Raw genomic sequence first — 25,454 nt, 5'->3', positions numbered from 1 at the left:
GCCGCCGCCGACTCCCGGATCGGGGGAATCGGCTCTCATGTATACGTCTTCACAGGTCGAAGGAACACGTGGGTGAGCGCCGATGAGTACACTGACACTGACACGGGCCGACCGGAAACGACAGGCAGCACTCGACGCGATTCCGCCGATCGAGCGGTCGGAAATCGGCGACCGGCTCCGCGTCACCCGGGGATTTCGCGGGCTCTCGGTGCCACAGGCGGTCGGATACCTGGAGGGGCTCGGGGGCGAACGGGTCGACGAGCGGACGGTCGAGGGACCGGGGTGGCGGGCGACGCTCGACACCCGGACGATTCCCGTCGGTGCCTACCGACTGACGGAGGTGCTCGTCACGTGGGAGGGGGATCCCGCCGCCGTCGAAACGGTCGTGTTGCGGTTCCGACTCAAGGCGTTCAGGGCACCCGGGTGAGCGACCGCCGGCACCGGCCCCGAAGCCCTCGCGCCTCGAAACCCGAAAGACAACGATTAAAACCCGCGAGCGGGTTCGTCACTGTATGAGCCAGACGGAAGGAAAGCAGGAGCGTCAATGTGTCTCCTGTGGCATCAACATCTCCGGGATGAGTGCCGCCTCGTTCAAATGCCCGGACTGCGGACAGCAGATCTACCGCTGTGCGAAATGTCGCAAACAGAGCAACCTCTACGAGTGCCCGGACTGCGGGTTCAGGGGGCCGTAAGCATGGGCAAGGTCGCCGCCAAGATCAAGGTCATGCCGGAGAGTCCCGACATCGACCTCGACGACCTGCAGGAGCGACTCGAGGCGTCGCTCCCGGAGGGCGCGAAGATCAACGGCTTCGAGCGCGACGAAGTCGCGTTCGGCCTCGTCGCGCTCCTGCCCACCGTGATCGTTCCGGACGACGCGGGCGGGACGGAGGCCGCCGAGGAGTCGTTCTCCGGCGTCGACGGCGTCGAGAGCGTCTCCGTCGAGAACGTCGGCCGCATCTGAGCCGCGGAACGCACCATTTATAATCGCCACCGCAGTATTCATCTTCACGACAATGCCGAGTTCAAACGGTCCGCTGAACGGGACGCGCGGTAAGCTCTCGAACGACCCGCGGGACCGCGGTGCGTCCCCCCCTCAGCGCGCGATTCAGGAGTACGACGTCGGTCAGAAAGTCCACCTCAAACTCGACCCGAGCGTCTCCGAGGGTCGGTTCCACCCCCGCTTCAACGGGCACACCGGAACAGTCGTCGGGACGCAGGGAAGCGCGTTCAAAGTCGAGATCAACGACGGCGGCAAGGACAAGACGGTCATCGCACGACCGGCCCACCTCAAGGCCCAGCAGTAGAGTCGCCCGATGACTATCTTCAAAGAGCAACTCGACGAGGAGTTCGTCACCGTCTCGGAGGTCAAGGACGTCCTCGCCGAAGTCGAGGCGGAGCGCGCGGCGGACGTCGACCGCGAGATGCGATACGAACTCGCGCGGGCCATCGAGCACGCCAACACCTTCGCCGTCCTCGACGCCGAGGAGTCCCGCGAACTCGTCGAGAACCTCCTCGAACTCGAACAGGTCGACGAGGTGGCGGCGTTCAAGATCGCGGACCTCCTCCCGTACGACCGCGACGAACTCCGGTCGGTGTTCGCCCACGGCCGCTACTCGCTCGACGGCGACGAACTCGACGAGATCCTGAACGTCGTGGCGAAGTACGCCTGATCCCGCGCCGACCGCACCGCTCGGCGGCCGTTCACTCGTCCTCTAGTTCCGTGATCCCCGTGAGCGCCTGTTCGAAGGTCTCCGGATCCATCTCGCCGACCGTCTCCGAGGTCTCGGCGTCGAGTTCCGCCGCTCGCTCGGCCAGCCGCTGGTACTCCTCGCTCTCGGCGAGTTCGGCGCCCGCCTTCTCCGTCTCCAGGGCCGCCATCTTCTCCGCGATGGCGAACCGCTCGCGCACCTGTTCGTCGTAGTCGGTGAGCGTCAGCAGACCGTCGACGGTCTCCCGGAGTTCCGCCTCCCCCACGGGTTTTGTCAGGTAGGCGTCGAAGGGCATCTCCGCGATGTCGAAATCGGGGTCGACGGCCGTCACCATCGCGACGCGAACGTCGAACCCCCGTTCCCTGATCGCCGCGAGTACCTCCCGCCCGGAGAGTCCCGGCATCCGACGGTCGAGCAGGACCACGTCCGCGTCGCTCACCTTCTCCAGGGCTTCCTCGCCGTCGTGGGCTTTCAGGACGTCGTAGTCCTCGGAGAACGCGAGAGCGTAGACGTCGACGATGTCCGCCTCGTCGTCGACCAGGAGGACGGTCGGCTGCGCTGTTGACATCGTAGGCTATCGGACGCCGGAGGGGTTAAACGATGGGGATCGGTTCCCGATCCGCCGGTGGTTCGGACTCCCGTCCGGTCACGTCCGCGTCGACTCCCCCGAACGGATCCGTGTCCCGTCACTCGTCCGTGTTCCGCAGGTCCCCGACCGTCGGCACCTGCCAGTCCCGCGTGACCGCGACCAGCCGGACCGCCACGGTCACCGTCGCACACGCGAGGGCGGCCCCGCCGTCGATCACGCCGGCACCCGCTACGAGCCAGTACGAACAGCCGCCCAACACCGCACAGCTCGCGTAGAAGTCGTCGAACAGGATGAACGGGGACCGATCGAGGAGGATGTCCGCGAACGCGCCGCCGCCGACGGCGTTGACCGTCGCGATGGCGACGACGCCGAACGCCGAGGTCACGACGTCGCTCGCGACGATGGCACCGGTGGTGGCGAACGCCCCGAGCCCGACGGCGTCCGAGACGACGATGAGGGTGTGCTCGTCCGGGGCCCGCAGGCGGAGGCTCAACACCACGGCCAGTCCGACCCCGAGTAGTCCCAGACCGATCTCGACCGGCGACTGGAGCGCGAGCGGCACCCGGTTCACCAGGAGGTCGCGCGTGACGCCGCCGACGAAGGCCGTCGCCAGTCCGACGACTACGACCCCGAACAGGTCGAACTCCTCGCGGATCGCCTTTGCCGAGCCGACGAGCGCGAACGCGACCAACCCGGTCGTGTTCACCACTGCGAACGGGTCGCCGAACAGGGCAGAGACGAGATCCTGCGTCACTGCGTTCGCGTTCGCCGGGCGCCGTCTTGAGTGCCACGTCTCCGTTCCGGGACACCCGAACCGATCACGCTCCGAACCCCCGTCGGTCGATAGCTCGTGGTCCCGCTGTGCCGTTTCCCCGGACCGAGCCGGCCGCGGCACACCCGTTCGCTTCGTGTATCACGACGGCCTCCTCGGAGCGGCTCACTACGCGAGCAACGGCATCCTCTTTATCATCGGCGGTTCGCGTCTCGACGCTAGCTCCGGTCATCCGCGCCGTCGTACAGTCGCACCGTGATCACGCTGCCTGTCGGCTCGTTCCGGTCGAAGGTGAGTTCACCGCCAAGCTGCGTGACTGCCCAGTGGACGAACCAGAGCCCGATACCCTGCCCGTGTCTGAGTTGGCTCTCCGTCCCGGCGGCCAAGATCTCCCGTTCGCGCTCCGGGAGGCCGGGTCCACGGTCGGCCACCACGACCTCGGGGATCCCATCGGACCCACGCTGGACGCGGATTTCCACGCGTGGCGACTCGGTTTCGGCGTGCTCGAGTCCGTTCTCGACCAGTTCGAGGAGGACCCGCCGCAGCACGGTTCGGTGGGAGACGACCTGCGGTTCGTCGTCCACCACGACCGACACGTCGTTCGAATCGTCGCGCGAACGGAACGCCTCGGCGACGGACGACGCGACGTCCGCGATATCGACGGGTTCCGGCGTGTCGGTGACGGCGGTCATCACGTCCTCGGCCTCCCTGGCCTTCGTGCTGAGCCGTAGCGTCCCGTTCACGGTCGTTCTGAGCGTCTCGCGTACGTCCTCGTCGTCGATCCGGTTGGTGTGTGCGAGTACCGTGTCCAGATCGTTCCGGACGTTGTGTCTGAGGATCCGGTTGAGGACCGAGAGCCGTTGCTGTCGGGTCTGCTGGTCGGTCACGTCGCGGAGGAGGACCGTCCTGGCGACGGGCGCGTCCCGATCCGACGAGGTGTCGGTGACCGCGGAGACGCCGAACTGGAACTGTCGTCGACCCTTCGAGGTCCGCAGCCACACGGTTCCGGTGGCACCGGCCGAGAAATCGGGGCCGTCGAGCCCTTCGGAGAGCGTCCGGATCGGTTCCCCGATCACGGCCTCGGCCGACGTGTCGAACAGATCGATCGTGGCTTCGTTCACGTCGAGTACGTGGTCGTTCCAGTCGAGGACGACCACCGACTCTCGGAGGGTTTCGAAGACGCGCGTTCGAGCGACGTGATCGGCCTTCGGGAAGCCGGTCGTGACCGGATAACGACGGACGGCCACCGTCAAGAGCACGCCGGAGACCAGCAGGCCGACACTCGTCCCGCCCCCCGTCCCGGTGGCGTTCCACACGGTCTCGAACGTGTCGAGACTGATCAGGTACGGTGCAGCGACGCCGCCCGTTACGACGGCGACCTGTGTGTTGGAGACACGGGGATGGTCGCCGCCGAAACGGACCAGCAGGTAGGTGCCGTAGACGAACAGTCCGAACAGATAGAATACCTCGAATCCGATCAGCGGGGCCAACTGACGCACCATCGCCGTCTCCGAGTTCGTGGTGGCGATGGCGACGCCGGACATGACCACGGGGAACGCGATTCCGAGAAACAGCGCGATCCGGCGCTTCGTCAACCCCGTCCCCCGGCCCGTGTACCCGAGCGCGTACACGGTCCAGATCCCCGGAACGAGCATGGCTGCGCCCAACTGACCGAGCGAACAGACCGTCGAGACGACGTCGCCGGGGACGAGAGGCGACAGTTCGTCCCCGAGCGCGAACCCTGCCCACAGCGTCAGGGTGCCGAGCAGGGCCATGAACGGCTCCGCACTCGGTTGCTCCCGTGACTGGGCGGTTCGCCACAGCGTCCGACCCAACAGGGCAGTCGCCACGGCCTTGAGACTGACCGTCCCGAGTGTCGACAGGAGCTCCATGCGTGCTCACTCGGATGGGTTCCGGTCACGCGTCAGGTCACCGTGCGATCGATGGGTAGCGAGCACCACGTCCCGTCGCCGGCGACCGTCGTTCCGTCGGGGCCCGTCCCGACACGACAGTGCGAAGGCCTCCATAGGTCGAGCTGTTCCGTTGTCGCTATGCCCACGGTGGAAATATAACTCCGGTCGCTGCTTCGGACTCGGAAACGCCCGTACGGTGGTCCCCGCCCGTCCCCCCATCAGTCCGGATCCGGGGGTCGGCTCTCCACGGTCGTGCCGTCGTCGCTCACGAACGGGAGCGTTCCCCCGAGCGTGTCGACCCCCACCCCCACTTCGGCGCCCGGAGGCCGAGTCAACGGCTGTGTCGTACCGGCGTCTCCTGTTCGTTTGCCTTCCGGTCTCGGTGAGCACTGCTCCGTGGCTGTCGGTGGTCGGATCGGAGGATCGTTCGTCCGATGGTCGTGTCCCGACGGTCCCCCTCGTAGGAAGTGATCCCGTCCGATTCGTTCCCGTCGAACAGGACGTAGGCGGTGAAGCCGCCGAGCACGAACGTGTCGGTCACGGAGAGCGCGCTGGTGCACCTCCTCGGGAGCGGTCGTCGACGGGACGATCACGACCGATCGATGGCGAAGAGCCGCTCGTTGTTCGCCGCATAGAGGAGCTCTTCCCCCGCGACGACCGATCCGACGACGCTGTCCGTCTCGACTTGCCACCGCAGCTCGCCGTCCCGGGAGAACGCGTAGACGTGGTTGTCGTTCGATCCGGCGTACACCATCCGGTCGGTCACGGCGGGTTCGTAGACGGTGCTGTTCTCGTCCGTGAACGACCACCGTTCGGCGCCGTCCGAGCGATCGAGTGCGACGAGGGTTCCGTGCTCCCGCCCGCTACAGCCGAGATACACCGTGTCGCCGTCGACGACCGGACGCGTCCCGCGTTTGGGCGACGGTGTCTCGACCGCCCACCGAACGGCGCCGTCCGCACGGTTCAGGGCGAGCAGCCGTCCCGCCAGTCCCGGCTCGGTCGACGTGGCCACGTAGACGGTGTCGCCGGCGACCGTTGGACCCCGGGTCTCGGTGTCGGTCCGATACCGCCACCGTCGCTCGCCATCGACGTCGAACGCCGTCACGACTCCGTCGACGCGGTTGGTGAAGACGACCCCATCGGCCGTCGCGGCCGGCCTCGTCAGGCGGTCACCACCAGTGTCCGCGCGCCAGACGACGTCGCCGGCCTCGGCGTCGACGGCGAGCAGGTCCTCGGCGTTCGCGTACACCCGCCCGTCGCCGACGCCGACACCCTGCCTGAGCGGCGCGTCGACGAACCAGCTCCGCTCGCCGTCGGACCGCCGGAGGGCCCGGAGGCCGTCACAACCCGGAACGTAGACCCGCCGGCCGTCGACGGCGATGTCGCTGCGGAGACAGAGCCGCTGGTCGAAGTCGCCCTCGCTGTATTCGGTCGTCCACCGTTTGCTCCCGTCGGTCGCGGACAGTGCGTGAAGCGTCAGTCGCCCCATCATGTAGAGCGTCCCGTCGTCGAGGAGGGGCTGACCGCGGATCCGTTTGCGCCACCGGATCCGATCGGACGACGGCCCGGATCCCCCGATACAGCCGGCAGTACCGCCGGCGAGGAGGACACCGAGTGACCGGAGTGCCGTTCTGCGGGAGACCGGACACTGGGACTCGATCCGTGCGGATTCGGCGTCCGATCGGTCGGCACGCGTTCGTGGCGGTATCATTCCCGAGCTTCGTCGGTGTTGAGCCGGTAGTACGTCGTCGTCCCGTTGCCCGTTTCGACGTCCTTCGTCGCGACCATCCCCTCGGCGACGAGTTCGTCGAGCGCCCCGTCGACGTCGTCGACGAGCATCCCACTCGCGACGATATCGCCGACGACGTCGACCAGTTCGTCCTGAATCTCGGTCAGGACTTCGCGGATCGTCTCCGGGCGGGCGTCGTTGCCGAAGTCGACGCCACGAACGATCTCCGTTTTCGTGTACGCGTTGTCGACGTTTTCCGAGAGGAAGGCGACGATCAACTCCGTCTCGTCCTCGAACTCGCCGACTGGGGTGGTCCCCACCTCCGACGCGTCGTCCGCCCGGGCGCCGTCGTCCCACTCGGTCTCTGAGATGGGCATGAACGTCGATGTTTCCCGACCCCGTTCAATGTGGCTCACTGTTTCCCCGAGTGCAACTCGCTTCGATGGACGACCGACGGCCCTCCAGTGATTTCCGAGCGAGCAACGCTGATTCGGGTTTCACACGTCGGGTGTTCGAAGGGCGTCGTATGGCGCTCCGATTGGGTCAAGCGGTCGGGCGTGGTGCCCGACGCGCACTCTCGATCAGTGGTATCGTCGCGCTCGTACTGACGATCGGGTATCAGATCGTCTTCGTCGGATCGCTGAACACCCTCGTCGTGGACCAACTCCCGCCGAGCGTTCAGCCCGGTGACGTGACGATCGGATTCACGCTCCCGCTCTCGACCGACGTCGCGGCCGCGCTGGGGGTCCTGGCGCTGTTGCTCGGTGTCGGCGTGTTCCTCGTGACCGCGCGGTTGCTGTCGCGTGATCTCTCCGCGCTCGCCACGCTTCCCGGTGCGCTGTTCACCCGCCGCATCGCCCCCGCGTTCCTCTCCGCGCTCGTCGTCAGTGTGGTTCTCGCCGTGGCGATCCCGCTCGGGTTCGCGCTCCTGTTCGTCCCCGGTCTGTTTCTCACGGTGAGTCTCCAGTTCGCGCTGTTCGCCGTCGCCGTCGAGGATTCCGGCCCGATCGACGCGCTCCGTCGGAGTTGGGCGCTGGCGAGCGGTAACCGCTGGCGGTTGCTCGCCCTGGTCGTCCTGTTCGGCGTCCTCGGCGGCATCGGCGGTCTCGTCGGGTCACTGTTCTCCTTCGTCTCACCGTCGGTCGGACAGCTCGCGTCGCTCGCCGTCAATTCGGTACTCGTCGTCCTGATGTACGGAATCCTCGCGGACGCGTTCGTCCAGCTTCGTGGCGAACCGACGCCCTCGGCGAACGCGCTCGCCTGACCGCGGTTGACCCCCGACGGGCCACCGGCCGAGAACGATGCCGGACGGGGTCGAACGGGAACCGGTGTCCGAGATAGAGGAGAGGTCTGCGACGTTCGTAACGGGTATGCCCACAGGACGCGTTCGTGGGGGTATGTCAGGCGCAGCCGTACGGACGTCGTCGACCCGCCGGACCCACGCGGCGAGGGGACGGCTGGGGAGCGCTCCGAGTCGACTACCGGGGGGCGAAGCGTGACCGTCGCGGTCTGCCCGCGTCCGCGGGTCGGGTCGGGGGCGGCGATCGAGGGGCCGACCTCGGGCGACCTGCCGGTACGGGACGTCGACCGCGTCCCGAGCACGGAGACGGTCCCGACGGCCGTCGCCGACCTCGCGGACGGCACCGTTCGGAAGCGCGGGAACGGGCGCTATCGGATCGGCCGTCACACGCGATAACCATGGTCGAGGAAGTCACACCCGAGGAGCTTCACGACCGGTTGGAGTCGGGTGACAGCCCGCAGATCGTCGACATCCGCGGGCCCCGCGAGTTCGCGGCCGGCCACATTCCCGGCGCGATCAACGTGCCGATGGGCGAACTCCCGAGTCGGATCGACGAGATCGACTGGGCGGACGACGTCGTCGTGGCCTGTCCGATCGGCCAGTCGTCGATCCAGGCCGCACGACTCATCGGGAGCTACGAGGACGTCGACGACGCCGGCTCGGTTCGCAGCATGAAAGGTGGCTACGACGCCTGGGAGTACGAACTCGAACGTGACGGGTGACGTGACCGGGTCCGTCCTCCGGCTATCGCGGAGTGCCTACGACGATATCGTCCATCAGGGCTACGACGGCGGCGACGAGGAGGTCTGTGGCGTCCTCGCCGGCGAGCACGGCGACACCGAGAGCGTCGTTCGCGAGGTACACCGGGCGACGAACGTCGCCGACGAGCCACAGGTCCGGTACGCGATGGATCCCGAAGAGCAGTTCGAGATCATCGAGCGGGTGGAAGCGGACGGGATGGCGGTCGTCGGGTTCTATCACAGCCACCCCGCCGGCCCGGTCCAGCCGAGCCGGACGGACGTCGACCGCGCGACGTGGCCCGGCTACTCCTACGCCATCTGTGCGTTCGACGGCTACCCCTATCTGGGGTCGTGGCGGTGGACCGGCGAGACGTTCGAGCGGGAAACCGTCGCGCTGTTCGCCGACTAGTCGCGGTCGTCGGCGCCTCCGGCCGCAGCGCGACCACGAACGGGAACGGAACGTACGCCTCCCGCGGCGTCGCATCCGTCGCCGTCGTCTCGACGCCGATCATCCCACGCCGAGTTCGAACACTGCGAGGTATATCTGTCCGCTCCCCGCTAGGATCATCACACCGGCCGCGAACCGTCGCACCCGTCCCGAGTACCTGCCGGCGGAGCTCCAGAAGTCGATTCCGGCGCCGGCGAGCAGCGTCACCCCGACGAGCGGGAGTGCCACCCCGAGCGCGTACACCGCCAGGACGAGGACACTGGAGTGGACCGGCAGTGCCAGCGCCTGGGTCAGCACGCCGAACAGTAGTGGCACCACACAGCCCGCCGCGGCGACGGCGTACACGGCGCCGAACACGCCGAACCCGGTTACTGACGCCGGTCGTTCGGGAAGCGGGACGTGGAACGCCGGCCCTCGATTCAGGAGCGTCAGGATGCCGAACGCTATCAGCCCGACGCCGACGACCGGTTCGAGCATCGGGAGTGCGGTCTTCACCGGCCGGCCGACCGCCAGGACCAGCACGGTGAGGACGGCGAACGCACCGAGCGCACCCCCGGCAGCGGCGACGGCGGGGGCGACCATCCCCGTGTCCCCGTCGTTTTCGCTCAGATAGTACCCCACGTAGCCCGGCAGGAGCGGGAAGGCACAGGGGGCGAAAAACGTCGCGACGCCCGCGCTCGCGGCGAAGGCCAGCGCCGCAACGGCTCCCGGTTCGATCATTCCACCAGTCCGTCGAGGTGGTCTCGCAGCGTGTCCGCGCCGGCGAGCCCGCTGTGACCGAACCGGCGGGTTCCGTCCCCGTCGACGATGGCGATGTAGGGGAGTCCGCTCGCCCCGAACGCACTCAACAGTTCACTCCCCGGATCCAAACCGACGGTCCAGGCGCCGCCGTTGCGATTCCACCACTCGGCGATGTCCGCCCTCGTCAGCGTCTCGCTCGGACGTTCGTTCGTGACGGACACGAACGACACCTCGTCGTATTCGGGACGGATCGCGTTCAGTACCTCGAGTTGGTCGTCACACGGGGCACACCACGTGGCGAAGAGGTCGACGACGGTCACGGTTCCCGGTGTCGGCACGAGCGCCTCTCCCGCCGTCGACCCGTGTGCGTCTAGGGTCTCTACGCGGATCGGCAGTCGCCCTCCACTCCGGGACCGTCCCCCCGGGATACCGCGCTGTGAGACCCAGAGACTCCCGCCAGTGAGCCCGAGTCCTGCGGCCATCGCGGCGACCGTCTGCCGGCGGTTCACGCGCCTCTCACCGCTTTCAGGTCGGCGATGATGGTCTCCTCGTCCGGCGATTTCGAGCGATACGCGCGCTCGACGAACCCGTCGGCGTTGACGAGCAGCGTCAGTGCCGCGTGAGTGAACATGTAGCTGTCCATGTCCTCGGGTTCGGTTCGCTGGAAGGCGACCCCGAACTCCTCCTGGACGACGGCCTTCGCTCGGTCCTTCGAGGCCGGCCGGAGAAAGTGCCAGTTCTCCTCGGCGGGGTCGACGTTCATGTCCTCGGCGTACGTTTGGAGGCGTTCTGCGGTGTCACGGGCGGGATCGAACGTCACCGGGAAGAACGAAACGGCGTCACCGTACCCGTTGTTCAGCGCGTGGGCTTGGACGTTCCGCTGTGTCGAGATGAGCACGGGACAGACGGTCCGGCAGTGACTGTAGAAGAACGTCAGGAGTGACGGGGTCTCGACGTCTCGGAGGCGAACTTCCCGGGATTCGATCGGGGCAGGGAGCGTCACGTCCGGAACCCGTTGGCCCCACGCGGGATACGGAACGTCGCCGCTCTCGAACTGCCGGTCGGGTTCCTCGAGGACGACATCGGGGTTCGAGTCGCCCAAGCCGACTGCCCCGAGACATCCGGCGAGTCCGCCGACTGCGCCCGCTGCGCCGGTCGACCGAAGAAACGTCCGTCGGTGCATATCCCACCGTTACGGGCACGACCGCTTGAGGCATCTGGTTCGGTCCTCGAAGACATCCCCGTGTCCCCGTCGACCCTTCCCGCCTCGGTGACGAGGGCGGCAGTGGGATGGCAGGGTATCGGGAGGCGGAACTAGAGGCCCACACCAGACGAGGTAAATACGGCCCCCGACTACGACGCAACGATGAGTGACGGGGCCACACGGAGATATCAGCTCGTGGCGGGAGCGTGTTCACTCCTGTTGATCACGACGGCGGCCGGTGCGTTCGCCGTCGATCTGGGATCGACGCGCCCCGATCCGGTGCCGTTCGCGGACACGGTGAAACTCGGCGTCACCGCCGAAACCGAACAGGCGTCGCAGCACCGTGGCGCTTCCATCCCACGCGTCGAGGTCTTCTACTCGCAGTATCGGTACGTGGTCGGGTACGCGGGCGTCGCAGGGGCGGTGTCGGCGCTCGACGAACCCGGGCGCGAACAGCAGTTCGGGTATCCACTCGCCGTCTACGCCTCCGACTACGCCGGGCGCTCGCCACGGTGTGAGAACGGCACGCTCACGTCCGCCACCAACCCCGACTGGGTGTCAGTGACCGACGCCCAGTTCGTCGTCGGGAGCCGCGCGAGTCTCGCCGGCGAGTCGGTCGTCGTCCCCTTCTCCGCGGCGGACGACGCGTCGGCCTTCGCCGACGACTGTGGCGGCCGGGTCGTCGACTGGGCGGAACTCCGCCGCGACCCGCCCGCGGTTCCCAGCGCCGCCGGCGTGGAATCGAGCCTCGACGACCGCCGGACGCGAGCGGACCGACGCGCAAGCGACGCCGAATCCCTCCTCGACCGCGAGACGTCGGTCGTGGTCGGCCGCGACGCACCGACCGTCCAGCAGGCGGTGACCGCCGCACCGCCGAACACGACCGTCGTCGTGCCGTCGGGGACCTACGCCGAACGCGTCACGGTCGACAAGCCGGTCACCCTCCGTGGCGAGAACGCGACGCTCGACGGCGGCGGTACCGGGACGGTGATCGAGGTTCGGGCGGACGACGTGGCGGTGACGGGACTCACGATACGCGGCGTCGGCAACGCGACGCGTGCCGAGAACGCGTCCGAGAGCGGCGACTGGGACGAATCGATCCAGCAGGGGTACGGCGGCGGCGACGCCGGGATCGCCGCCCACAACGTCTCCGGGCTCTACGTCCACGACGTGACGATGAACACCCCGGCTAACGGGGTGTTGCTCCGGCGGGCACCCGGTGCCGTCGTGGACGATCTGCGAGTGTACGGTACCGACGAGTGGCTCGACGGCTTCATGGGCGTCATCGCGATGAACGAGGCCGTCGTCGTGCAGAACTCGTACGTCGAGGGCGGGCGCGACGGCGTCTACCTCCACCGCGCCGAGGGCACCGTCGTGCGAAACAACACCTTCCTCGACCAGCGGTTCGGCGTCCACCTCATGTACACCTCCGAGACGCTGATCGCGGACAACGTCGCACGCGGACAGCGGGGCAGCGGCGTCGTCGTCATGACGCGCCCGACGGCGAACGCCATCGTCGGCAACGACGTCCGCCACGCCACGGGTGGCATCTTCGTCGGCGGGTCGGGGAGCTACGTCGCTCGCAACGTGGTCGTCGACACCGACCGCGGACTGGTGTCGTACGCCACCCAGACGGCCTACGAGCACAACGTCCTCTACGAGAATCGGGTCGGCTTCGCCGCCTCGTCGGTCGTCCCCTCGAACCGGGTCGTCGCCAACGACTTCGTCGGGAACGACCGCCACGCCACCGCCGGCCCCGGCCCGCTCCGGATCTACACCGAGGACGGCCGTGGCAACTACTGGGAGGGGGCCTACGACCTGTCCGGGGATCCCGGATCGCCGACCCTCGAGCGGGCCTACTCGCCGACGGACGACCTCGACCGCCGGTTCCACCGAACCGACGCGGCGGTGACGCTGAGCGCCGCGCCCACCGTCCGCGGCCTGCGGGCGTTCCGCGGGACGACCCCCGGCCTTCGCAGGGCCAGTATCATCGATCTCTCGCCGCTGGCACGTCCGTCGAATCCGGACCGCCTCGCGGCGGCGCGCAACGAGACGCGCGTGGAGGGTTCGGCGTGACGGAGACGTACCTGCGCGGGACGGACGTGAGCCGCACGTTCGGCGACGTTACCGCGCTCGCCGGCGTCTCTATCGAGGTTCCGGCGGGGAGCGTCGTGGCCCTGATCGGTCCGAACGGCTCGGGGAAGACCACGCTCCTGCGGATCCTGTCCGGCCTCCTCGCCCCGAGCGACGGCGAGGTGAGCTACGACGGGCCGGACGCGGCACGCCCGCTCGGCTACCTTCCACAGGAGCCGACCTTCCGTCCCGGCTTCACCACCCGCGAAACGATCGGGTTCTACGCGCGTCTGGTCGACGACGATCCGGACGAACTGCTCGACCGCGTCGGGCTCGATCGGGTGCCGGATCGCCGGGTCGAGGCCCTCTCAGGCGGCATGACGCGTCTGCTCGGCATCGCACAGGCGCTGGCCGGCGACCCGCCCGTCCTCGCGCTCGACGAACCGGCGAGCGGACTGGATCCCGGCATGAGCCAACGGGTGTTCGACATCCTCGACCGGCTGGCCGAGGACGGCCACTCGGTCGTCGTCACCTCCCACGACCTCCCGTTGGTCGAGCGCTCGGCGGATCGGATCGTCGTCCTCGACCGAGGTGAGGCCGTCGCGGCCGACACGCCGGCGGCGTTACGCGAGCGGACGGGTGGCCCACTCCACGAGACGTTCACGAGTCTCGTCCAGGCCGACGATAGCGTGGGGATCCACACGGGGGAGACGCGATGAGGGGACCGGGCGACGGGTTCTGGGCTGTCTTCGCCCGCGAGGTGCGTGGTGCCGTCCGGAGCCGAACGTATCTCCTCCTCACGCTCGCGCTGACGCTGGTCCTCTTCGCCCTCGCACGGGCCGGCAACGGGCCCGCTGCCGGCTACGTACCGACGACCGTCGACGTGTTGCTGGTCGTGGAGGTGCTCGTCCCTGCGGTGGCCTTCGCCGTCGGCTACCGCGCCATCACCGACGACGCCGTCCGTGGGACGCTCGACGTCCTCGCCACCTACCCGCTCCCACCGTGGGCGTACGTGATCGGTGTCTACGCCGGGCGCGCGGTCGTGTTGCTAACGGTCGTCCTCGTCCCCCTCGCCCTCCTCGGTGTCGCCGTGGCGCTGTCGGCCGGTCCAGCGACGACGGTGTTCGCCACACACCGGGGCATCGACTCGCCGCTCCTGTTCGTCCGGTTCATAGCCCTCACGGCGGCGTTCACGCTCACGACGCTCGCCATCGCCGTCGCCGTCTCGGCGCTTGCGGACTCCCGGCGGCGAGCGATACTGCTCTCGCTCGTCGGCTTGCTGGTCGTGGTCGTCGGTGCCGACGTGACCGTCCTGCAGGCGATGACCGGCGGGGTCGGCGTGGGGCTGGACATCTTGCTCGGGCTATCGCCCGCGAGCGCGTACCGGGGGTTGGTGTTCGAGACGGTGCTGTACGTCGCGTTCTCGGGACGAACCGGCTTCGTGTCGATACCCGTCGCGGCTGCCGGCCTCGTCGCGTGGACCGGCGCCTCGCTGCTGGTCGCGACACTCGCAGTCCGTTCCCGTCGGGCCTAGGCACTGGGGTGACCACCGTCGACCAGCCGCATGAAGCGGTCGACGAGTGTGTCCGCGAGCGACGGCGCGACCGCCTCCAACAACCGAACCGTCTCCTCGGGCCGAGCGAGCGTCACCTCGACCTGCCCGCGCTCGCCGTACCATCGGTCGATGATGCCGGCGTCCACTAGCGTGTCGATGTGCCAAGAGACGGTGCTGCGGGCGAGATCCAGCCGTTCGGCGATCGCGGTCGCCGAGAGTGTTCCCTCGTCGAGGAGGAGCGTGATGATCTCGCGTGCCGTCTCGCGCCGATAGAGCGCGAGGACCCGTCGCTCCCAAGCGTCGTACTCCGGTTCGAAGTAGTGGGTCCGACCCCGGATCCGCTCGGCCACGACCTCGTCCCGCCGGATGAGCCGCCGGAGGTGGTACTGCGCCTGACCGGTCGCGATGTCGAGGGTTCGGGCGAGTTTGTTGAAGTGGACTCCGGGGTTCGTCCGAACGTGCTCGCGCACTTGGCGGCGGACGTCGCTCATACGAGTGGTAATGTTTTACGTCTACAATATCGTCTCGGCACTTCCCAGACTCTGGGAACGACGATCACTGCTGGGCGACGAGTTCGCTGGAGATGTCCTCGGCAGCGATGATTTCGCCGCCGTACGTCGACACGAACTCTTCGGCTGCGCTGGTGGTGCCGAAGGGCACGATGGCCGGGCCCATCGCACCCTCGATTCCCGATCCGATCACCACCTCGAGCGCTTCCGTCACGGCGAAGTTCTCGGCGGCCAAATGTGCCGAGATGACCCGTGCACCGCCTTCCTCCCGAACGGAGTAGTCGACGGTGGCGTAGTCGGTGAGATACGTCACCTGTGGCGTCCAGCCCCGGTTGCCCGTCGCGAACCGGTGACGGTAGGCACACACCGTGCTACAGAACCGAGCCGGTGGGTCGTGACCCTCGGGGCTGTTGTCCTGGTAGTAGGTCTGACCGGACGGGCCCGGCTGCTGAGTGATAACCATCCCACACTGGTCACAGCTCATCCGCTCGGTCAGCGCGACCGGTTCCGGACGATCCGACGAGCCCAGACAGCCCGCGAGGCCGGTGGCGGCTATCGTCGCCGTGCCCAGCACGAACTGCCGTCGGGACGAATCGGTTGGCGTGGGTCCGCTCACGTTTCGTGATAGGTGACACGTTGGTTTAGCTATCTTGGTGTAGACGTCGAAAGACCTCGCTCGAGGCACGCGAAAGATGGATGCAGTGCCGGTTGCAATCGACGGTAGGGACACATCAGCGCCGATCGAGCAGTGTTCACTATGGACACGGTCGGCCACGTCGGACATCCGTCGCGACTCCGTCCCACGGAAGCTCACCACACCGCCGGGAGTAGTGGAGCCGACGTGGGGAGGAGGGCGTTAGCCTTCGACGGCCGTGGTCGCAGTTTCTGACCCCTCGTATTTGTTCTCGAACTCCTGGATGAGTTGGCCCATCTTCGCGTACCAGTCGTTGAGCATCCGCTGCATGCCGTCTGCGATCTGCGACGGATCCGTCGGCGAGTAGACGTGGTAGTACCCACCCTGATCGTAGTTGATCTGGTCCTTTTCGATGAAGCCCGTCTGGAGTAGCCGCTGTACGGCTCGGTACGCGGTTGATCGCTCCCGCTCGACGGCATCGGCCATCTCGTCGACGGTCAGTGGTTCTTCAGCCTCGACGAGCACCCGGAAGCACTCCCTGTCGAGCTCTTTGAGCCCGTGAAAGCACTCCAAGAGGCCCTCACACTCCATATCGCGACGGAGCTGCTCAGACATCGAATCCGGCATTGTAATCGTCTACAGTATGCGCTGAGATATTAAAAGATTTTTGCACGAATCGCACAATCTCGTGATGCAGCCAACCGTCTCAACACGGGGAGGACGGGTGAAGGTCCGCTGGCGCCCCGTCACGCAGGGGTGAGGAGGGCACCGGGTAGCGAATCGCGAGCGCGACGACTGCAGCGCCGATCACGAGCCCCAGACCGGCCCGCTCGGGGGCCGACACCCACTGCGATGGCACCCGATGGCGTCGACCAACGTCGAGACGATGCTCAGCCGGTTCACCGAGTTTGTGGCAACTGTTGTCGTAGATCACGCGTCGTTCTCCAATCAGATACACCCTTCACCTGTCTGTGCAGGCCGGCCGCGAACGTGAAAGACCCATACGGTATCGGCGACCGACGCCGACGGCACCGTCTCCTATCGCCGCGACGGGACGACCTGGACGCCGGACCGACTCCGTGATGGGCCGCTGACCGGGTCCGCGACGGAGGGACCGCTGGCTCCGGTCCCCGGACTCGCGCGCCGGGCGGCAAGCATCCCGTATCGGCCCGATCGGACCGCACGCGCAACTTTGGATGAGTGACCACCGTCTCCCCGATGGGGTGCGTGACGGGAGCCCCGAGGTGAGCCGCGCCGATGAAGAAGCTACTTCACCGCCCGAGCGCTATCCCCGACCGGTGATCGGGATTCTACAGCGGGTCAAACGCCCGCTCCTCTATCTGATGGGGCCGATGTACGTCGCCGCGGGAGCGTTACATTTCGTGGTGCCGGAGCTGTACGTCCAGATCGTTCCCCCAGTATTTCCCGCACGGCTCGCTCTCGTGTATCTTTCCGGCCTTGCCGAGGTCGGTGTCGGGATCGGGGTACTGCTTCCCCGGACGCGACGGTACGCGGCGTGGACGGCAGTCGCGTTACTCGTCGCCATCTTTCCGGCGAACGTCTACATGGCGACCCACGGTGTCGTGGTCGAAGGGATGCCGGGGGGTGGCGACCCGTCCGGTTTCGTGCGCTGGGGCCGGCTCCCTCTGCAAGGCGTGTTGATCCTCTGGGCGCTCTGGTATACGCGACCCGCAGACGGACCGGACTCAGGCTGAGCACACGGGGCACGGCGATCGGAAACCGTGTATCAATCTGGTGGCCTACTGACCCCGCTCACCCACCACGCTCCCGATACCAGATCCGTTCGCCGACGGCCGACTCTCCCTCGCCGATATCCATCCGTGAGAGAACGAGCTCACGGATCGCGGCCGTGACAACGAGTTCGGTCCCGCCCCCCTCCTCGGTTTCGACGGTCACGATGCAGTGACCGTCGCGGTCCGTGATCGACTCGACAGTCCCCGTCGACCACCGACCGGGGTCGTGGGCCGGTCGGCGCGCGTGAATTCGGTCGTGATCCATCCCACTACTTCACGCCACGTTGTCTTGAGGGCGGCGTTCCTTCGGTCGAGAACACGCCTCAAGGAACAGCTCTCCCGGTGTCGTCGACGCCCGGCAGGAGTAGCGCGTTAAATACGGAGACCGAAATCGGGACGACGTTCGGGGTTGCCCACGCGGGGGGTCACTCCCGACCGCCGTCGGTCGGGGAACCCACCCTCGAACGCTCCCGCCCACCTTCCGTGGGCCACACCGGGAGTAAGACGTCGATCGTCGTCCCCTCCTCGTCGACCTCGGCCGCCACCATTCCGCCACAGTACGTCACGATCCACGTGACCATCCAGAGGCCGAGCCCACTACTGTGGTTGAGTTGCGTTTCCTCCCCCTCCGTCAGTATGTGCTGTTCCTGAGCGGATAGCCCGGGGCCGTTATCGCTCACCGAGAACCGAACCTCGCTGTCGTCGCTGAGTGTTACAGCGACGTGTACCGTCGGGTCGGAACTCGTGTTGTGTTTGACGGCATTCGTTATCAGTTCGTCCACGATCGTCAGAATCTCGGGGGTGATCTCGTAGCAGTCGAGATTCTCGGCGACGTCGAGCGTCGTGGTCGCCTCGGTGTCGGACAGCGTTCTTCGGACCGACTTCGTGGCCGACGCCAGCGGCATACACTCCCCCGTCGCGTCGAGGCGATCGAAGATCTGCTCGATTTCGTGCGCTTTCTCCGAGCGAGTCATGATCTCCTCGGTCACGCGCTGGACCTCTTGGACGACTTGACGGGCCTGTGTGTCCCGTTCGCTGGCATCACTCGAGGACTTGTAGAGGTCCTCGAGTCGCGCCATCTGGAGGGAAATCACGTTCAGTTTGTTCCGGAGGTTGTGTCTGAGTAGCCGGTTCAAGACCGACAGGCGCTGTTTTCTGACGATATCCTCCGTCAGTTCCACCTGGATGGCGACGAACGCGATCGGTTCTCCGGTCTCGTCGGTGACCGGTGCGGCCGTCTGGTGGGCGAGGTACCGGTCCCCGCTTTTCGTCTTGTTGATGATCTCGTCCGAGAACACCTCGCCACCGAGAACGGTCTCCCAGAGTCGCTCGTAGTACTCCTCGTCCATCTCGCCGGATTTGAGGATACGCGGTGTCTTCCCGATCGCTTCGTCGGCCGTATACCCCGTGATCTCTTCGAAGGCCGGGTTGACGTGGCGGATTACGCCGTCGATGTCGGTGATGAAAATCGCGTATCCGGCGTGTTCGACTGCTTTCTGGTACTCCTTCGCTTCTTGATGGGCCGTGATGGCCGCCACCGTGTTCGGAACCGCCTCGGAGATGTCTCGGAACAACTCGATCTCGGCTTCGCTGACCCCGTCCAGTGCCGTCGTGTAGACCCCGAGTACGTACTCCCTGCCGGTGGGAAAGTGCAACGGGACCGCCAGACACGCCGTGATACCTCGGTCGGCAGCCGCGGCTTCCCACCCCTCATCGCTGTTCGGATCGACGTCGGCGACGTGTATGTCACCGGTGTCGGCCGCCCTGCCCACCGGGTCGGGGCTGTCGATGTCGCTGCGCTGGCGGTGGACGTACCCGTCCGGTTGGCCAGCGACGTAGCCGGTCTCGTCGTCCGTCGGGGCGCACAGCCAGACCATCCGGTACGCGTCGATGGTCGACAGCTTCTCCGGGACGAGCGTGGTGAACTCGTCCGGATCCCCGTTCTGGATGAGTACTTTGTTGAGCTCACGAAACAACCGGGCGACGTCTTCCAGGTGAACGATCTGGCTCACGTCGGTGAGCGTGATGGCTTCCGAGGCAGTCTCGGCCTCGATGTCCTCCCGGTGGCATTCGAACTTGGCACTCTGGTCGCTCACCGACCGTGAAAGGATGGTCGTTTCGCCGCTATCCAGGCTCGCCAGTTCCGCGTCGACGTCGTCGAGTGACTGGCCTTGGACGGGCCCGTTTTCGAGAACGGAGGCCGCGCTGTCGTTGTAGTTGACGACGGTCCCTTGATCGTCCAAGATGAGTACGCCCTCCGAGATACTCTCGGCGATGGACGACTGGTCGGGATTACTGAGGCGAGTGAACTCGCCGCGTGCGTACCAGAACACGCCGAGTGCGAAGATAGCGATGCCGATCGGCTCGTAGTTCAACAGGAGCACCGGCCCTTCGTGGTAGTAGGCTGCGATGTACGGAACGAGCGGCAGTGCAGTCACCGAGACGAGCAGATACAGCGCGGTCGGACGGGTATCGGCGTCGGCGAACGAATCGAAGAGAAACCAGAACCCCAGTCCGGAGACGGTGTACGAGAACCCAGTCACCAACCAGTGAGGCGCGAAGTGCGTGACGCGGGCGTGGTGGAACGGTTCCGTGACGATTCGCATCTGCATGTAGGCTCCGTGGATCGGGTTGGTAACCTTTATCAGGACGATCGAGGAGAACACGGCGACGGCAACGAGCCGCAGGGATCGTGATCGGTGGTATTGGCGGCCGCTGTAGGCCGAGGCGAAGTAGAGCCACGCGAAGACGGTCCCGATGCCGGCGATCAATCCAAACAGATACACGACACGCTTGCTCGACAGCGTCGGCAACAGCAGTCGTATCGCCATCAGGAGGGCCCAGACCCCGTTCAACAGAAACAACCCGGCAAGCCCACGCCGGATGTCGGCGTGAGACAGCGTCCGAACGCCGAGCAGCGCGCCGAGACAGACGAGGCCAGCGAGACTGAACACCACCACGTAGAGTCCCTGCAACGTCCCGAACATGCTCAGTACCATTTCTTTCTACGGTGTGTCCCTTTTGCCGGATTTCCTATCGGCGTGCGGCAGGAAAACCGTGACACAGCGGTCACGTCCACAACCGACTGTAAAAGAGCGTCACTAAAGTGGTGCTAGCGTGTTCTCACGAGGTGGGAACCCGTACCGTGTCGTCCCGTCGGCTTACGGAACCGTAAACCGGCCCGGGGGCAAGCACCGAGGCACTCGGCCGACGACCGCTTCGGAGGCATCACTGGCGAGGGCGATGGCACTGATCACTACCGGCAAGACGATACCGGACAGGGATACGAGCCGCCCCCGTGTTCCCACGGCTCCGCGGCCGGCATAGCTGAGTGCGTAGACGATCCAAGCCACGGGCAGCAACGACACGGTGCCGAGTCGCGCTACGTCGAAGAACGGCTCGAGGAAACCAACGGTCGCTACCTCTATCGCCGTGGCCTCAAGCGAGAGGACGGCCCGGAGAGTCAGCGTGGTGACCAGCAACAGAAACGGGTCCGCGTTGGGCTGCGCTCCGGATCGGTAGGCCCTCCAAGACGTCCATGACAACAGGACGGATGCCGGAGCAGTGCGCACCAGCGTCAGCACGGGAACCACCGTTCGACGCCTCGGCCTACGAGTTGGCCGTTGTCGCGGTTGGATACGGTGGTTGCTGCTCGGTTCGATTTCCGACGTCAGCGGGCCGATACACGGGGCAACGCACGAGTAGCGACGAACGTGTTTGGAGGGCCGGGGACGCCGATCACCCGCTGGGGGACTGGGCGGGCGTAGGGACCGTGGCTCCCGAAACTAATAGATGGAACCCCTCCGTATCACTCCCGGAAACTCCATCTCGAAACGGTCCGTCTCGCCCAGAGGTGTCCGATGGGGGTGGACGCCGTCACGGAACTGGATCCAGCCACCGGCGGGGCGAACGCGTGGATGGTCCGAGTTCAGTACCCCTTCGGAGTGGCTCACCGATGGGACGGTGGGCGGTCCGGACGAAGGCAGAGGTACTCCCGGATTCCAGCGAGTACGCCTCGGCAAACAGGCGTGTTTCTTATTAGCGTGCTCGAAGAAATTGGCCTCGAATGGACAGCAAGGAACTTCTGCCGGCGGGCATCCGCTCACGATACGCGGTGAAGCTCTTTGCTGTCTCGTTGCTCATTACTGCCGTGATCGTCGCTGGCGGGTCGGCGATCGCAGGACAAGTGTCCGATCGGGTCACGGAAGAACAGTTAGACTCCGTGGAAGCCAACGCGGAACTCGAGGCGGAGAGTCTCGCCCGGTGGTTCGAGGGCGAACAGGAGTCGATTCGGCTCCTGTCCTCACATCGAGGCATCGATCCGTCGAACCGGACACGAACCGAAACCACCCTCGACAGGGAACTCAACCGAACGTCGGACGAACTCGTTAGCCTCCACGTCGTCGAGCGGCCGACGGAGCAGCCGTCGAACGGCACGACGGAGCGGATCGTCGCGAGCAGTGACGGGCTAGCCGGCGAGCCGCTGGCTGCGACCGCGATCGACTGGGGGCAAACTGCCTCCGGCGAGGAGGTTGCGTTCCGGTTCGACAGCCCGACGGAGACGCTCGTCTCGTGGGTCTACCTGGACCAGGGTAACATGTCCGTGGCGATCGCCTCACCGACGCGTGATGGCGATCACGTGTTGATCGGCGAGTACCATCCCAGCACTCGGGTCGCGGCGGCGGCCGACGCGACCAACGACACGAGTACCGTCGTTCTCGGCGGCGTGAGTGGGTACGTCATGTTCGAGAAGAACAGTCCAAACGAGTTTCATCCGTACAAGGGCGAGGCCACCGTTACCGAGGTCGAATCCCGGATCGAGGAGCGACCGAACCAGTTCGCGCCGATCAGCGGTGCCGAACTGGACGACACGGAGGTGCGGGGATACCACAGCGTCCCGAGCGACGGTGTCAACTGGGTCGTCGTCAAGGAAGTTCCCACATCGACGGCACTCGCCGTGACCGACCAGGTCCAGACCGACTTGACGGTGCTGATCGGACTCACCGCTGTCGGCTTCTTGTTGATCAGCGGGATGATTCACTTCGGTCCGATCAGTTCGATCAGGCGGCTGTCGCGTCAGGCGGAAGCGATCGCCGAAGGTGACCTGACGGCGGAGATTCCGGACGGCAACCGGATCGACGAGGTCGGACAGCTGAGAACCAGCCTCCACAGAACGAAGGCGTATATCGAAACGATCACCGAACAGGCCGAAAAGATCGCCCGTCGAGAGTTCGACGATACGGCTCTCGACGAAGAGATCCCGGGGCCCGTCGGAACGGCGATGGCGGATATGCGTGACGACCTGGAGCGGTTCGTCGAGGAACGCGAGCAGCGCGAACAACGCCTGGAGGTGTTCAACCGACTGCTCAGACACAACCTCAGGAATCGGCTCGACGTTATCAGAAGCCACGCGGAGCAGCTGGCCGACCGAACGGAGGGCGACGACGCCGAGGCCGTCTTGGCAGCGACGGATCGGCTGGCGTCGATCGGCACTCGCGCCCGACGGATCGACCGTCTGATGGCTCGCGACCCCGATCCGGCGACGGTCGATATCACCGTTGTGGTTTCCGAGCTGCTCTCCCGGACCGCATCCGACGACGTCACTGTCAACACGGAGTTTCCGCCGACGGCGACGCTCCGAACCGACGCCGAGATACTGCGAACGGCACTCACGAGTCCGTTGGAAAATGCCGTCGGATACGCGGAGTCGAGTGTCACTGTCTCGATAACGTCGACAGCCGACGGGTACAGAATCGCTATCAGCGACGACGGCCCCGGTATTCCAGTGGCCGAACTCGAATCGCTGGCGGCCGGAACCGAGAGTTCCCTCCAACACGGGCGTGGACTCGGACTCTGGCAACTCAAGTGGGGTATCGATGCGCTAGACGGTGATCTCTCGTTCGAAACCGAGGACGGCACGACAGTCGAAATAACGCTCGCCGATCTCACGGAGCGAACCGAGAACGGGAACCGGGCGAGATAGCGCCACTCGCTCGACCCTTCGTTGGCCGACGCCTCGTCGATCGGCCGCTCATACGGATTATTGTAACTGGTTACCGGTGGTTCGCCGGACCGTCTCGGCGAACCACCGGTAATGACTTACGATAAACAGTATCAGTCGTCGGCGTCACTACGATTGCTCGGCGGCCTCGAACGTTACCACGAGTTTCTCGGCGGTAAGCGCATAGACGGTCATCTCTCTGCCCTTGACCGAGTACCACGTATCGATCGGCTTGACGAGGTCGTTTTCCTCGAGGCGTCGCAGATGGTGGTGGACGTTCTGTATCGACGTATCGACACTCTCCGCGATCTCGGAGGTCGTCTTCGGTTCGCCCTCCAGCGCCCCCAAAATCGCTTGTGCCGTCCCCGACGACAGCGCTTGGAGGGCATCGACCTGCGAATCACTGGAGACGGTGAAGTCCGCTCGATCGTGAGGACTGTACTCGACGTGACTCTGGTGTGGGAAAGCACTCGTCATCGTCCCTATCCGTGTTCTCGTACCGAATCTCTCTGTAACCGAGGGCTATCAATACGGACTCGACCGATAGAGGCATTCTAGGTATATGCACTCCGCCTCGTCGACCGCGGGTCCTATCGGGATGGTTTTTCAGTTTCTTCGGTGGATCCACGGTCCCGGGCCGGCGGCCGGTCGTGGTGTTTCGACTCGATCGGTGACCCACGGCGTCAGTCTCCGACGTCGACCGTGGCTCCGATTCCATCGCCGAGGGAGAGAGAGACCGACGTAGCCACGGGCTCGAACCGTTCCTTGTGATGGCCGTCGTCACAGATCATCATCTCAGTGCGAACGAGGCCCGCATCACGAAGGTCGTTGAGGCGGCGGTATGCCGTTGCCCGCGAGACGTCCGCTGCCTCGGCGACGGCACGGCCGCTTCGTGGCTGCTCCGTGATCGTCTCGTACACACGGCGCGTGTATTCGTCCCCGAAGAGTTCGAACAGTTCGGTCGCCGAGAGATCGACATCTGCCGTCCAATCGGAGTGTCGTTTCGACTTCTGGGTCGGGTTGACGGACATACTCCTAGGAGCACGCCGTTCGTACTGGATATCGGGGGCAAGCATGCAGACCGCACGGCACTCGGGACTCTAGGAGTGCAGATGGCGTTGCTCGGAGAAGATGACCAGTTATGTGGCTGCAGCCTCGACACCACGTACGCAATCGAAACAGATGTCCGGAAACGATAGCGCGGCGGACGTGCATACGCTCGTCGTCGACGACGAACAGGAGGTTGCAGACGCGTATGCGCTACGGCTGCGAGGCTACTGTGACGTCGAGACGGTGTACAGCGGGGAGGCCGCGCTGTCGGCAGTCGCGGATACGCCGGTCGATATCGTCCTTCTGGATCGCCACATGCCGGGGATGTCGGGTGACGACGTGCTGTCGGAACTGGTTGCGCGTGGGTACGACGGACGGGTGGTCATGGTAACCGCGGTCGATCCCGGAATCGAAGTACTCGATATGCCGTTCGACGATTATCTCTGCAAGCCGGTCGACCGCGAGGACGTTCGCGCGGTTATCGATCAACAGCGACGGATCCTCGCGTACGAAACGCTCGGGGCGTATTTCAGTGCCGAGGCCAAGCGAGCGGTGCTCGAAGCCGAACTGGACTCCGAGACGCACCGCGAGCACGAACGGTTCGTCGCGGTGGCGGAGCAGGCGGAGCGACTCGAAACCCGAGCCAGACGACTGTTGACCGACGACGAGATCCTCGCTCAGTTCGACGAAATCGATCGCGGGGAGATGTGACGGCCGGTGGCGTGACGGACGG

32 protein-coding genes are annotated in these 25,454 nt (G+C 66.0%); 15 read left to right on the top strand and 17 right to left on the bottom strand.

Annotated elements, in window-relative coordinates:
* The first annotated feature begins 82 nt into the window (after positions 1-82).
* The 5 genes from NO364_RS08410 to NO364_RS08390 all read left to right on the top strand — a co-directional run bounded on the left by NO364_RS08410 (position 83) and on the right by NO364_RS08390 (position 1,670).
* On the top strand, positions 83-427 hold the full coding sequence (locus NO364_RS08410) for a MoaD-like domain-containing protein (protein WP_257629067.1): 345 nt from the start codon (positions 83-85) through the stop codon (positions 425-427).
* Between the two features lie 85 nt (positions 428-512).
* Positions 513-692 carry an HVO_2753 family zinc finger protein gene (locus tag NO364_RS08405; protein ID WP_157687919.1) on the top strand — a complete coding sequence of 60 codons (180 nt, stop codon included), beginning with the start codon at positions 513-515 and terminating at the stop codon, positions 690-692.
* 2 nt (positions 693-694) lie between these two features.
* Positions 695-961 carry an elongation factor 1-beta gene (locus NO364_RS08400; RefSeq protein ID WP_157687920.1) on the top strand — a complete coding sequence of 89 codons (267 nt, stop codon included), beginning with the start codon at positions 695-697 and terminating at the stop codon, positions 959-961.
* A gap of 52 nt (positions 962-1,013) precedes the next feature.
* On the top strand, positions 1,014-1,304 hold the full coding sequence (locus NO364_RS08395; protein ID WP_157687921.1) for a 50S ribosomal protein L21e: 291 nt from the start codon (positions 1,014-1,016) through the stop codon (positions 1,302-1,304).
* Positions 1,305-1,313: 9 nt separating this feature from the next.
* On the top strand, positions 1,314-1,670 hold the full coding sequence (locus NO364_RS08390; protein WP_157687922.1) for an RNA polymerase Rpb4 family protein: 357 nt from the start codon (positions 1,314-1,316) through the stop codon (positions 1,668-1,670).
* A 31-nt stretch (positions 1,671-1,701) separates the two neighbouring features.
* On the opposite strand, the gene NO364_RS08385 is transcribed toward NO364_RS08390, so the two are convergent.
* The 6 genes from NO364_RS08385 to NO364_RS08360 all read right to left on the bottom strand — a co-directional run bounded on the left by NO364_RS08385 (position 1,702) and on the right by NO364_RS08360 (position 7,089).
* Complete coding sequence (locus NO364_RS08385) at positions 1,702-2,277, bottom strand: HalX domain-containing protein (protein ID WP_157687923.1); 576 nt, start codon at positions 2,275-2,277, stop codon at positions 1,702-1,704.
* A 118-nt stretch (positions 2,278-2,395) separates the two neighbouring features.
* Positions 2,396-3,052, bottom strand: coding sequence for a trimeric intracellular cation channel family protein (locus NO364_RS08380; RefSeq protein WP_257629066.1), 657 nt, complete (start codon positions 3,050-3,052; stop codon positions 2,396-2,398).
* A gap of 236 nt (positions 3,053-3,288) precedes the next feature.
* On the bottom strand, positions 3,289-4,962 hold the full coding sequence (locus NO364_RS08375; RefSeq protein WP_157687925.1) for a histidine kinase N-terminal 7TM domain-containing protein: 1,674 nt from the start codon (positions 4,960-4,962) through the stop codon (positions 3,289-3,291).
* 352 nt (positions 4,963-5,314) lie between these two features.
* The gene (locus tag NO364_RS08370; RefSeq protein ID WP_257629065.1) at positions 5,315-5,524 is read right to left on the bottom strand and encodes a hypothetical protein; all 210 of its coding nucleotides are present in this window, start codon (positions 5,522-5,524) and stop codon (positions 5,315-5,317) included.
* Between the two features lie 48 nt (positions 5,525-5,572).
* Positions 5,573-6,694 (bottom strand): outer membrane protein assembly factor BamB family protein, encoded by a 1,122-nt coding sequence (locus NO364_RS08365; protein ID WP_157687927.1) that lies wholly within the window; start codon positions 6,692-6,694, stop codon positions 5,573-5,575.
* Positions 6,691-7,089 carry a hypothetical protein gene (locus NO364_RS08360; protein ID WP_157687928.1) on the bottom strand — a complete coding sequence of 133 codons (399 nt, stop codon included), beginning with the start codon at positions 7,087-7,089 and terminating at the stop codon, positions 6,691-6,693. The genes NO364_RS08365 and NO364_RS08360 overlap by 4 nt, the downstream gene beginning before the upstream one ends.
* Before the next feature lie 149 nt (positions 7,090-7,238).
* On the opposite strand from NO364_RS08360, the gene NO364_RS08355 reads away from it, so the two are divergent.
* The 4 genes from NO364_RS08355 to NO364_RS08340 all read left to right on the top strand — a co-directional run bounded on the left by NO364_RS08355 (position 7,239) and on the right by NO364_RS08340 (position 9,161).
* Positions 7,239-7,976 (top strand): DUF7847 domain-containing protein, encoded by a 738-nt coding sequence (locus NO364_RS08355; RefSeq protein ID WP_257629064.1) that lies wholly within the window; start codon positions 7,239-7,241, stop codon positions 7,974-7,976.
* Positions 7,977-8,207: 231 nt separating this feature from the next.
* Complete coding sequence (locus NO364_RS08350; RefSeq protein WP_157687930.1) at positions 8,208-8,408, top strand: hypothetical protein; 201 nt, start codon at positions 8,208-8,210, stop codon at positions 8,406-8,408.
* 2 nt (positions 8,409-8,410) lie between these two features.
* A complete protein-coding gene (locus NO364_RS08345) occupies positions 8,411-8,734 on the top strand; it encodes a rhodanese-like domain-containing protein (RefSeq protein WP_157687931.1) in 324 nt (107 codons plus the stop codon).
* The gene (locus NO364_RS08340) at positions 8,724-9,161 is read left to right on the top strand and encodes a desampylase (RefSeq protein ID WP_257629063.1); all 438 of its coding nucleotides are present in this window, start codon (positions 8,724-8,726) and stop codon (positions 9,159-9,161) included. The genes NO364_RS08345 and NO364_RS08340 overlap by 11 nt, the downstream gene beginning before the upstream one ends.
* Positions 9,162-9,260: 99 nt before the next feature.
* Here NO364_RS08340 and NO364_RS08335 read toward each other — a convergent pair whose 3' ends face one another.
* The 3 genes from NO364_RS08335 to NO364_RS08325 are packed head-to-tail and all read right to left on the bottom strand — an operon-like array spanning position 9,261 to position 11,124.
* Complete coding sequence (locus tag NO364_RS08335) at positions 9,261-9,920, bottom strand: cytochrome c biogenesis protein CcdA (protein ID WP_257629062.1); 660 nt, start codon at positions 9,918-9,920, stop codon at positions 9,261-9,263.
* Positions 9,917-10,450: a TlpA family protein disulfide reductase gene (locus NO364_RS08330; protein WP_157687934.1), complete on the bottom strand. Its 534-nt coding sequence runs from the start codon at positions 10,448-10,450 to the stop codon at positions 9,917-9,919. The genes NO364_RS08335 and NO364_RS08330 overlap by 4 nt, the downstream gene beginning before the upstream one ends.
* Positions 10,447-11,124 (bottom strand): SCO family protein, encoded by a 678-nt coding sequence (locus NO364_RS08325; protein ID WP_257629061.1) that lies wholly within the window; start codon positions 11,122-11,124, stop codon positions 10,447-10,449. The genes NO364_RS08330 and NO364_RS08325 overlap by 4 nt, the downstream gene beginning before the upstream one ends.
* 183 nt (positions 11,125-11,307) lie before the next feature.
* On the opposite strand from NO364_RS08325, the gene NO364_RS08320 reads away from it, so the two are divergent.
* From NO364_RS08320 to NO364_RS08310, 3 genes are read left to right on the top strand one after another with little or no spacing between them, the layout of a single operon-like run.
* Positions 11,308-13,221 carry a right-handed parallel beta-helix repeat-containing protein gene (locus NO364_RS08320; RefSeq protein WP_257629060.1) on the top strand — a complete coding sequence of 638 codons (1,914 nt, stop codon included), beginning with the start codon at positions 11,308-11,310 and terminating at the stop codon, positions 13,219-13,221.
* Complete coding sequence (locus tag NO364_RS08315) at positions 13,218-13,937, top strand: ABC transporter ATP-binding protein (protein WP_157687937.1); 720 nt, start codon at positions 13,218-13,220, stop codon at positions 13,935-13,937. The genes NO364_RS08320 and NO364_RS08315 overlap by 4 nt, the downstream gene beginning before the upstream one ends.
* The gene (locus tag NO364_RS08310) at positions 13,934-14,752 is read left to right on the top strand and encodes an ABC transporter permease subunit (RefSeq protein ID WP_157687938.1); all 819 of its coding nucleotides are present in this window, start codon (positions 13,934-13,936) and stop codon (positions 14,750-14,752) included. Before NO364_RS08315 ends, NO364_RS08310 begins: the two co-directional genes overlap by 4 nt.
* Here the strand turns inward: NO364_RS08310 and NO364_RS08305 are convergent.
* From NO364_RS08305 to NO364_RS08295, 3 genes are all read right to left on the bottom strand, one after another.
* Positions 14,749-15,264, bottom strand: coding sequence for a winged helix-turn-helix transcriptional regulator (locus NO364_RS08305; protein ID WP_157687939.1), 516 nt, complete (start codon positions 15,262-15,264; stop codon positions 14,749-14,751). The genes NO364_RS08310 and NO364_RS08305 overlap by 4 nt on opposite strands.
* A 64-nt stretch (positions 15,265-15,328) precedes the next feature.
* On the bottom strand, positions 15,329-15,898 hold the full coding sequence (locus NO364_RS08300) for a nitrous oxide reductase accessory protein NosL (RefSeq protein WP_257629059.1): 570 nt from the start codon (positions 15,896-15,898) through the stop codon (positions 15,329-15,331).
* A 240-nt stretch (positions 15,899-16,138) separates the two neighbouring features.
* Positions 16,139-16,543, bottom strand: coding sequence for a helix-turn-helix domain-containing protein (locus NO364_RS08295; protein WP_257629058.1), 405 nt, complete (start codon positions 16,541-16,543; stop codon positions 16,139-16,141).
* Between the two features lie 716 nt (positions 16,544-17,259).
* Here NO364_RS08295 and NO364_RS08290 point away from each other — a divergent pair.
* Positions 17,260-17,631 carry a DoxX family protein gene (locus tag NO364_RS08290; protein ID WP_157691042.1) on the top strand — a complete coding sequence of 124 codons (372 nt, stop codon included), beginning with the start codon at positions 17,260-17,262 and terminating at the stop codon, positions 17,629-17,631.
* A 58-nt stretch (positions 17,632-17,689) separates the two neighbouring features.
* Here NO364_RS08290 and NO364_RS08285 read toward each other — a convergent pair whose 3' ends face one another.
* From NO364_RS08285 to NO364_RS08275, 3 genes are all read right to left on the bottom strand, one after another.
* Positions 17,690-17,935 (bottom strand): DUF7861 family protein, encoded by a 246-nt coding sequence (locus NO364_RS08285; protein ID WP_257629057.1) that lies wholly within the window; start codon positions 17,933-17,935, stop codon positions 17,690-17,692.
* Positions 17,936-18,095: 160 nt separating this feature from the next.
* Positions 18,096-20,657 (bottom strand): PAS domain-containing protein, encoded by a 2,562-nt coding sequence (locus NO364_RS08280; protein ID WP_199243696.1) that lies wholly within the window; start codon positions 20,655-20,657, stop codon positions 18,096-18,098.
* A gap of 174 nt (positions 20,658-20,831) precedes the next feature.
* Entirely contained in the window at positions 20,832-21,254 is a 423-nt protein-coding gene (locus tag NO364_RS08275; RefSeq protein ID WP_257629056.1) for a hypothetical protein, read from the bottom strand.
* 482 nt (positions 21,255-21,736) lie between these two features.
* Here NO364_RS08275 and NO364_RS08270 point away from each other — a divergent pair, with 482 nt between their 5' ends.
* The gene (locus tag NO364_RS08270; RefSeq protein ID WP_157687944.1) at positions 21,737-23,653 is read left to right on the top strand and encodes a sensor histidine kinase; all 1,917 of its coding nucleotides are present in this window, start codon (positions 21,737-21,739) and stop codon (positions 23,651-23,653) included.
* Positions 23,654-23,800: 147 nt separating this feature from the next.
* Here NO364_RS08270 and NO364_RS08265 read toward each other — a convergent pair whose 3' ends face one another.
* Complete coding sequence (locus tag NO364_RS08265; protein WP_157687945.1) at positions 23,801-24,148, bottom strand: ArsR/SmtB family transcription factor; 348 nt, start codon at positions 24,146-24,148, stop codon at positions 23,801-23,803.
* Positions 24,149-24,354: 206 nt separating this feature from the next.
* Positions 24,355-24,747 carry a winged helix-turn-helix domain-containing protein gene (locus tag NO364_RS08260; RefSeq protein WP_343218000.1) on the bottom strand — a complete coding sequence of 131 codons (393 nt, stop codon included), beginning with the start codon at positions 24,745-24,747 and terminating at the stop codon, positions 24,355-24,357.
* Positions 24,748-24,853: 106 nt separating this feature from the next.
* On the opposite strand from NO364_RS08260, the gene NO364_RS08255 reads away from it, so the two are divergent.
* Positions 24,854-25,432, top strand: coding sequence for a response regulator transcription factor (locus NO364_RS08255; RefSeq protein ID WP_257629055.1), 579 nt, complete (start codon positions 24,854-24,856; stop codon positions 25,430-25,432).
* Positions 25,433-25,454: the final 22 nt, after the last annotated feature.

It is taken from the genome of Haloplanus salinarum, assembly GCF_024498175.1.
Taxonomy (GTDB): Archaea; Halobacteriota; Halobacteria; order Halobacteriales; family Haloferacaceae; genus Haloplanus; species Haloplanus salinarum.
Note: the sequence above shows the minus strand (reverse complement) of the source record. Positions and strands in the feature narration are given on the sequence as shown.

Excerpts from the sequence above, each read along its gene's own strand:
- NO364_RS08375 (WP_157687925.1), bottom strand. The coding sequence starts at position 4,962 with ATGGAGCTCCTGTCGACACTCGGGACGGTCAGTCTCAAGGCCGTGGCG.
- NO364_RS08410 (WP_257629067.1), top strand. The coding sequence starts at position 83 with ATGAGTACACTGACACTGACACGGGCCGACCGGAAACGACAGGCAGCA.
- NO364_RS08385 (WP_157687923.1), bottom strand. The coding sequence starts at position 2,277 with ATGTCAACAGCGCAGCCGACCGTCCTCCTGGTCGACGACGAGGCGGAC.
- NO364_RS08285 (WP_257629057.1), bottom strand. The coding sequence starts at position 17,935 with ATGGATCACGACCGAATTCACGCGCGCCGACCGGCCCACGACCCCGGT.
- NO364_RS08265 (WP_157687945.1), bottom strand. The coding sequence starts at position 24,148 with ATGACGAGTGCTTTCCCACACCAGAGTCACGTCGAGTACAGTCCTCAC.
- NO364_RS08305 (WP_157687939.1), bottom strand. The coding sequence starts at position 15,264 with ATGAGCGACGTCCGCCGCCAAGTGCGCGAGCACGTTCGGACGAACCCC.
- NO364_RS08405 (WP_157687919.1), top strand. The coding sequence starts at position 513 with ATGAGCCAGACGGAAGGAAAGCAGGAGCGTCAATGTGTCTCCTGTGGC.
- NO364_RS08270 (WP_157687944.1), top strand. The coding sequence starts at position 21,737 with ATGGACAGCAAGGAACTTCTGCCGGCGGGCATCCGCTCACGATACGCG.
- NO364_RS08345 (WP_157687931.1), top strand. The coding sequence starts at position 8,411 with ATGGTCGAGGAAGTCACACCCGAGGAGCTTCACGACCGGTTGGAGTCG.
- NO364_RS08400 (WP_157687920.1), top strand. The coding sequence starts at position 695 with ATGGGCAAGGTCGCCGCCAAGATCAAGGTCATGCCGGAGAGTCCCGAC.
- NO364_RS08365 (WP_157687927.1), bottom strand. The coding sequence starts at position 6,694 with ATGATACCGCCACGAACGCGTGCCGACCGATCGGACGCCGAATCCGCA.
- NO364_RS08310 (WP_157687938.1), top strand. The coding sequence starts at position 13,934 with ATGAGGGGACCGGGCGACGGGTTCTGGGCTGTCTTCGCCCGCGAGGTG.
- NO364_RS08390 (WP_157687922.1), top strand. The coding sequence starts at position 1,314 with ATGACTATCTTCAAAGAGCAACTCGACGAGGAGTTCGTCACCGTCTCG.
- NO364_RS08260 (WP_343218000.1), bottom strand. The coding sequence starts at position 24,747 with ATGCTTGCCCCCGATATCCAGTACGAACGGCGTGCTCCTAGGAGTATG.
- NO364_RS08320 (WP_257629060.1), top strand. The coding sequence starts at position 11,308 with ATGAGTGACGGGGCCACACGGAGATATCAGCTCGTGGCGGGAGCGTGT.
- NO364_RS08355 (WP_257629064.1), top strand. The coding sequence starts at position 7,239 with ATGGCGCTCCGATTGGGTCAAGCGGTCGGGCGTGGTGCCCGACGCGCA.
- NO364_RS08335 (WP_257629062.1), bottom strand. The coding sequence starts at position 9,920 with ATGATCGAACCGGGAGCCGTTGCGGCGCTGGCCTTCGCCGCGAGCGCG.
- NO364_RS08325 (WP_257629061.1), bottom strand. The coding sequence starts at position 11,124 with ATGCACCGACGGACGTTTCTTCGGTCGACCGGCGCAGCGGGCGCAGTC.
- NO364_RS08395 (WP_157687921.1), top strand. The coding sequence starts at position 1,014 with ATGCCGAGTTCAAACGGTCCGCTGAACGGGACGCGCGGTAAGCTCTCG.
- NO364_RS08290 (WP_157691042.1), top strand. The coding sequence starts at position 17,260 with ATGGGGCCGATGTACGTCGCCGCGGGAGCGTTACATTTCGTGGTGCCG.
- NO364_RS08295 (WP_257629058.1), bottom strand. The coding sequence starts at position 16,543 with ATGCCGGATTCGATGTCTGAGCAGCTCCGTCGCGATATGGAGTGTGAG.
- NO364_RS08255 (WP_257629055.1), top strand. The coding sequence starts at position 24,854 with ATGTCCGGAAACGATAGCGCGGCGGACGTGCATACGCTCGTCGTCGAC.
- NO364_RS08360 (WP_157687928.1), bottom strand. The coding sequence starts at position 7,089 with ATGCCCATCTCAGAGACCGAGTGGGACGACGGCGCCCGGGCGGACGAC.
- NO364_RS08280 (WP_199243696.1), bottom strand. The coding sequence starts at position 20,657 with ATGTTCGGGACGTTGCAGGGACTCTACGTGGTGGTGTTCAGTCTCGCT.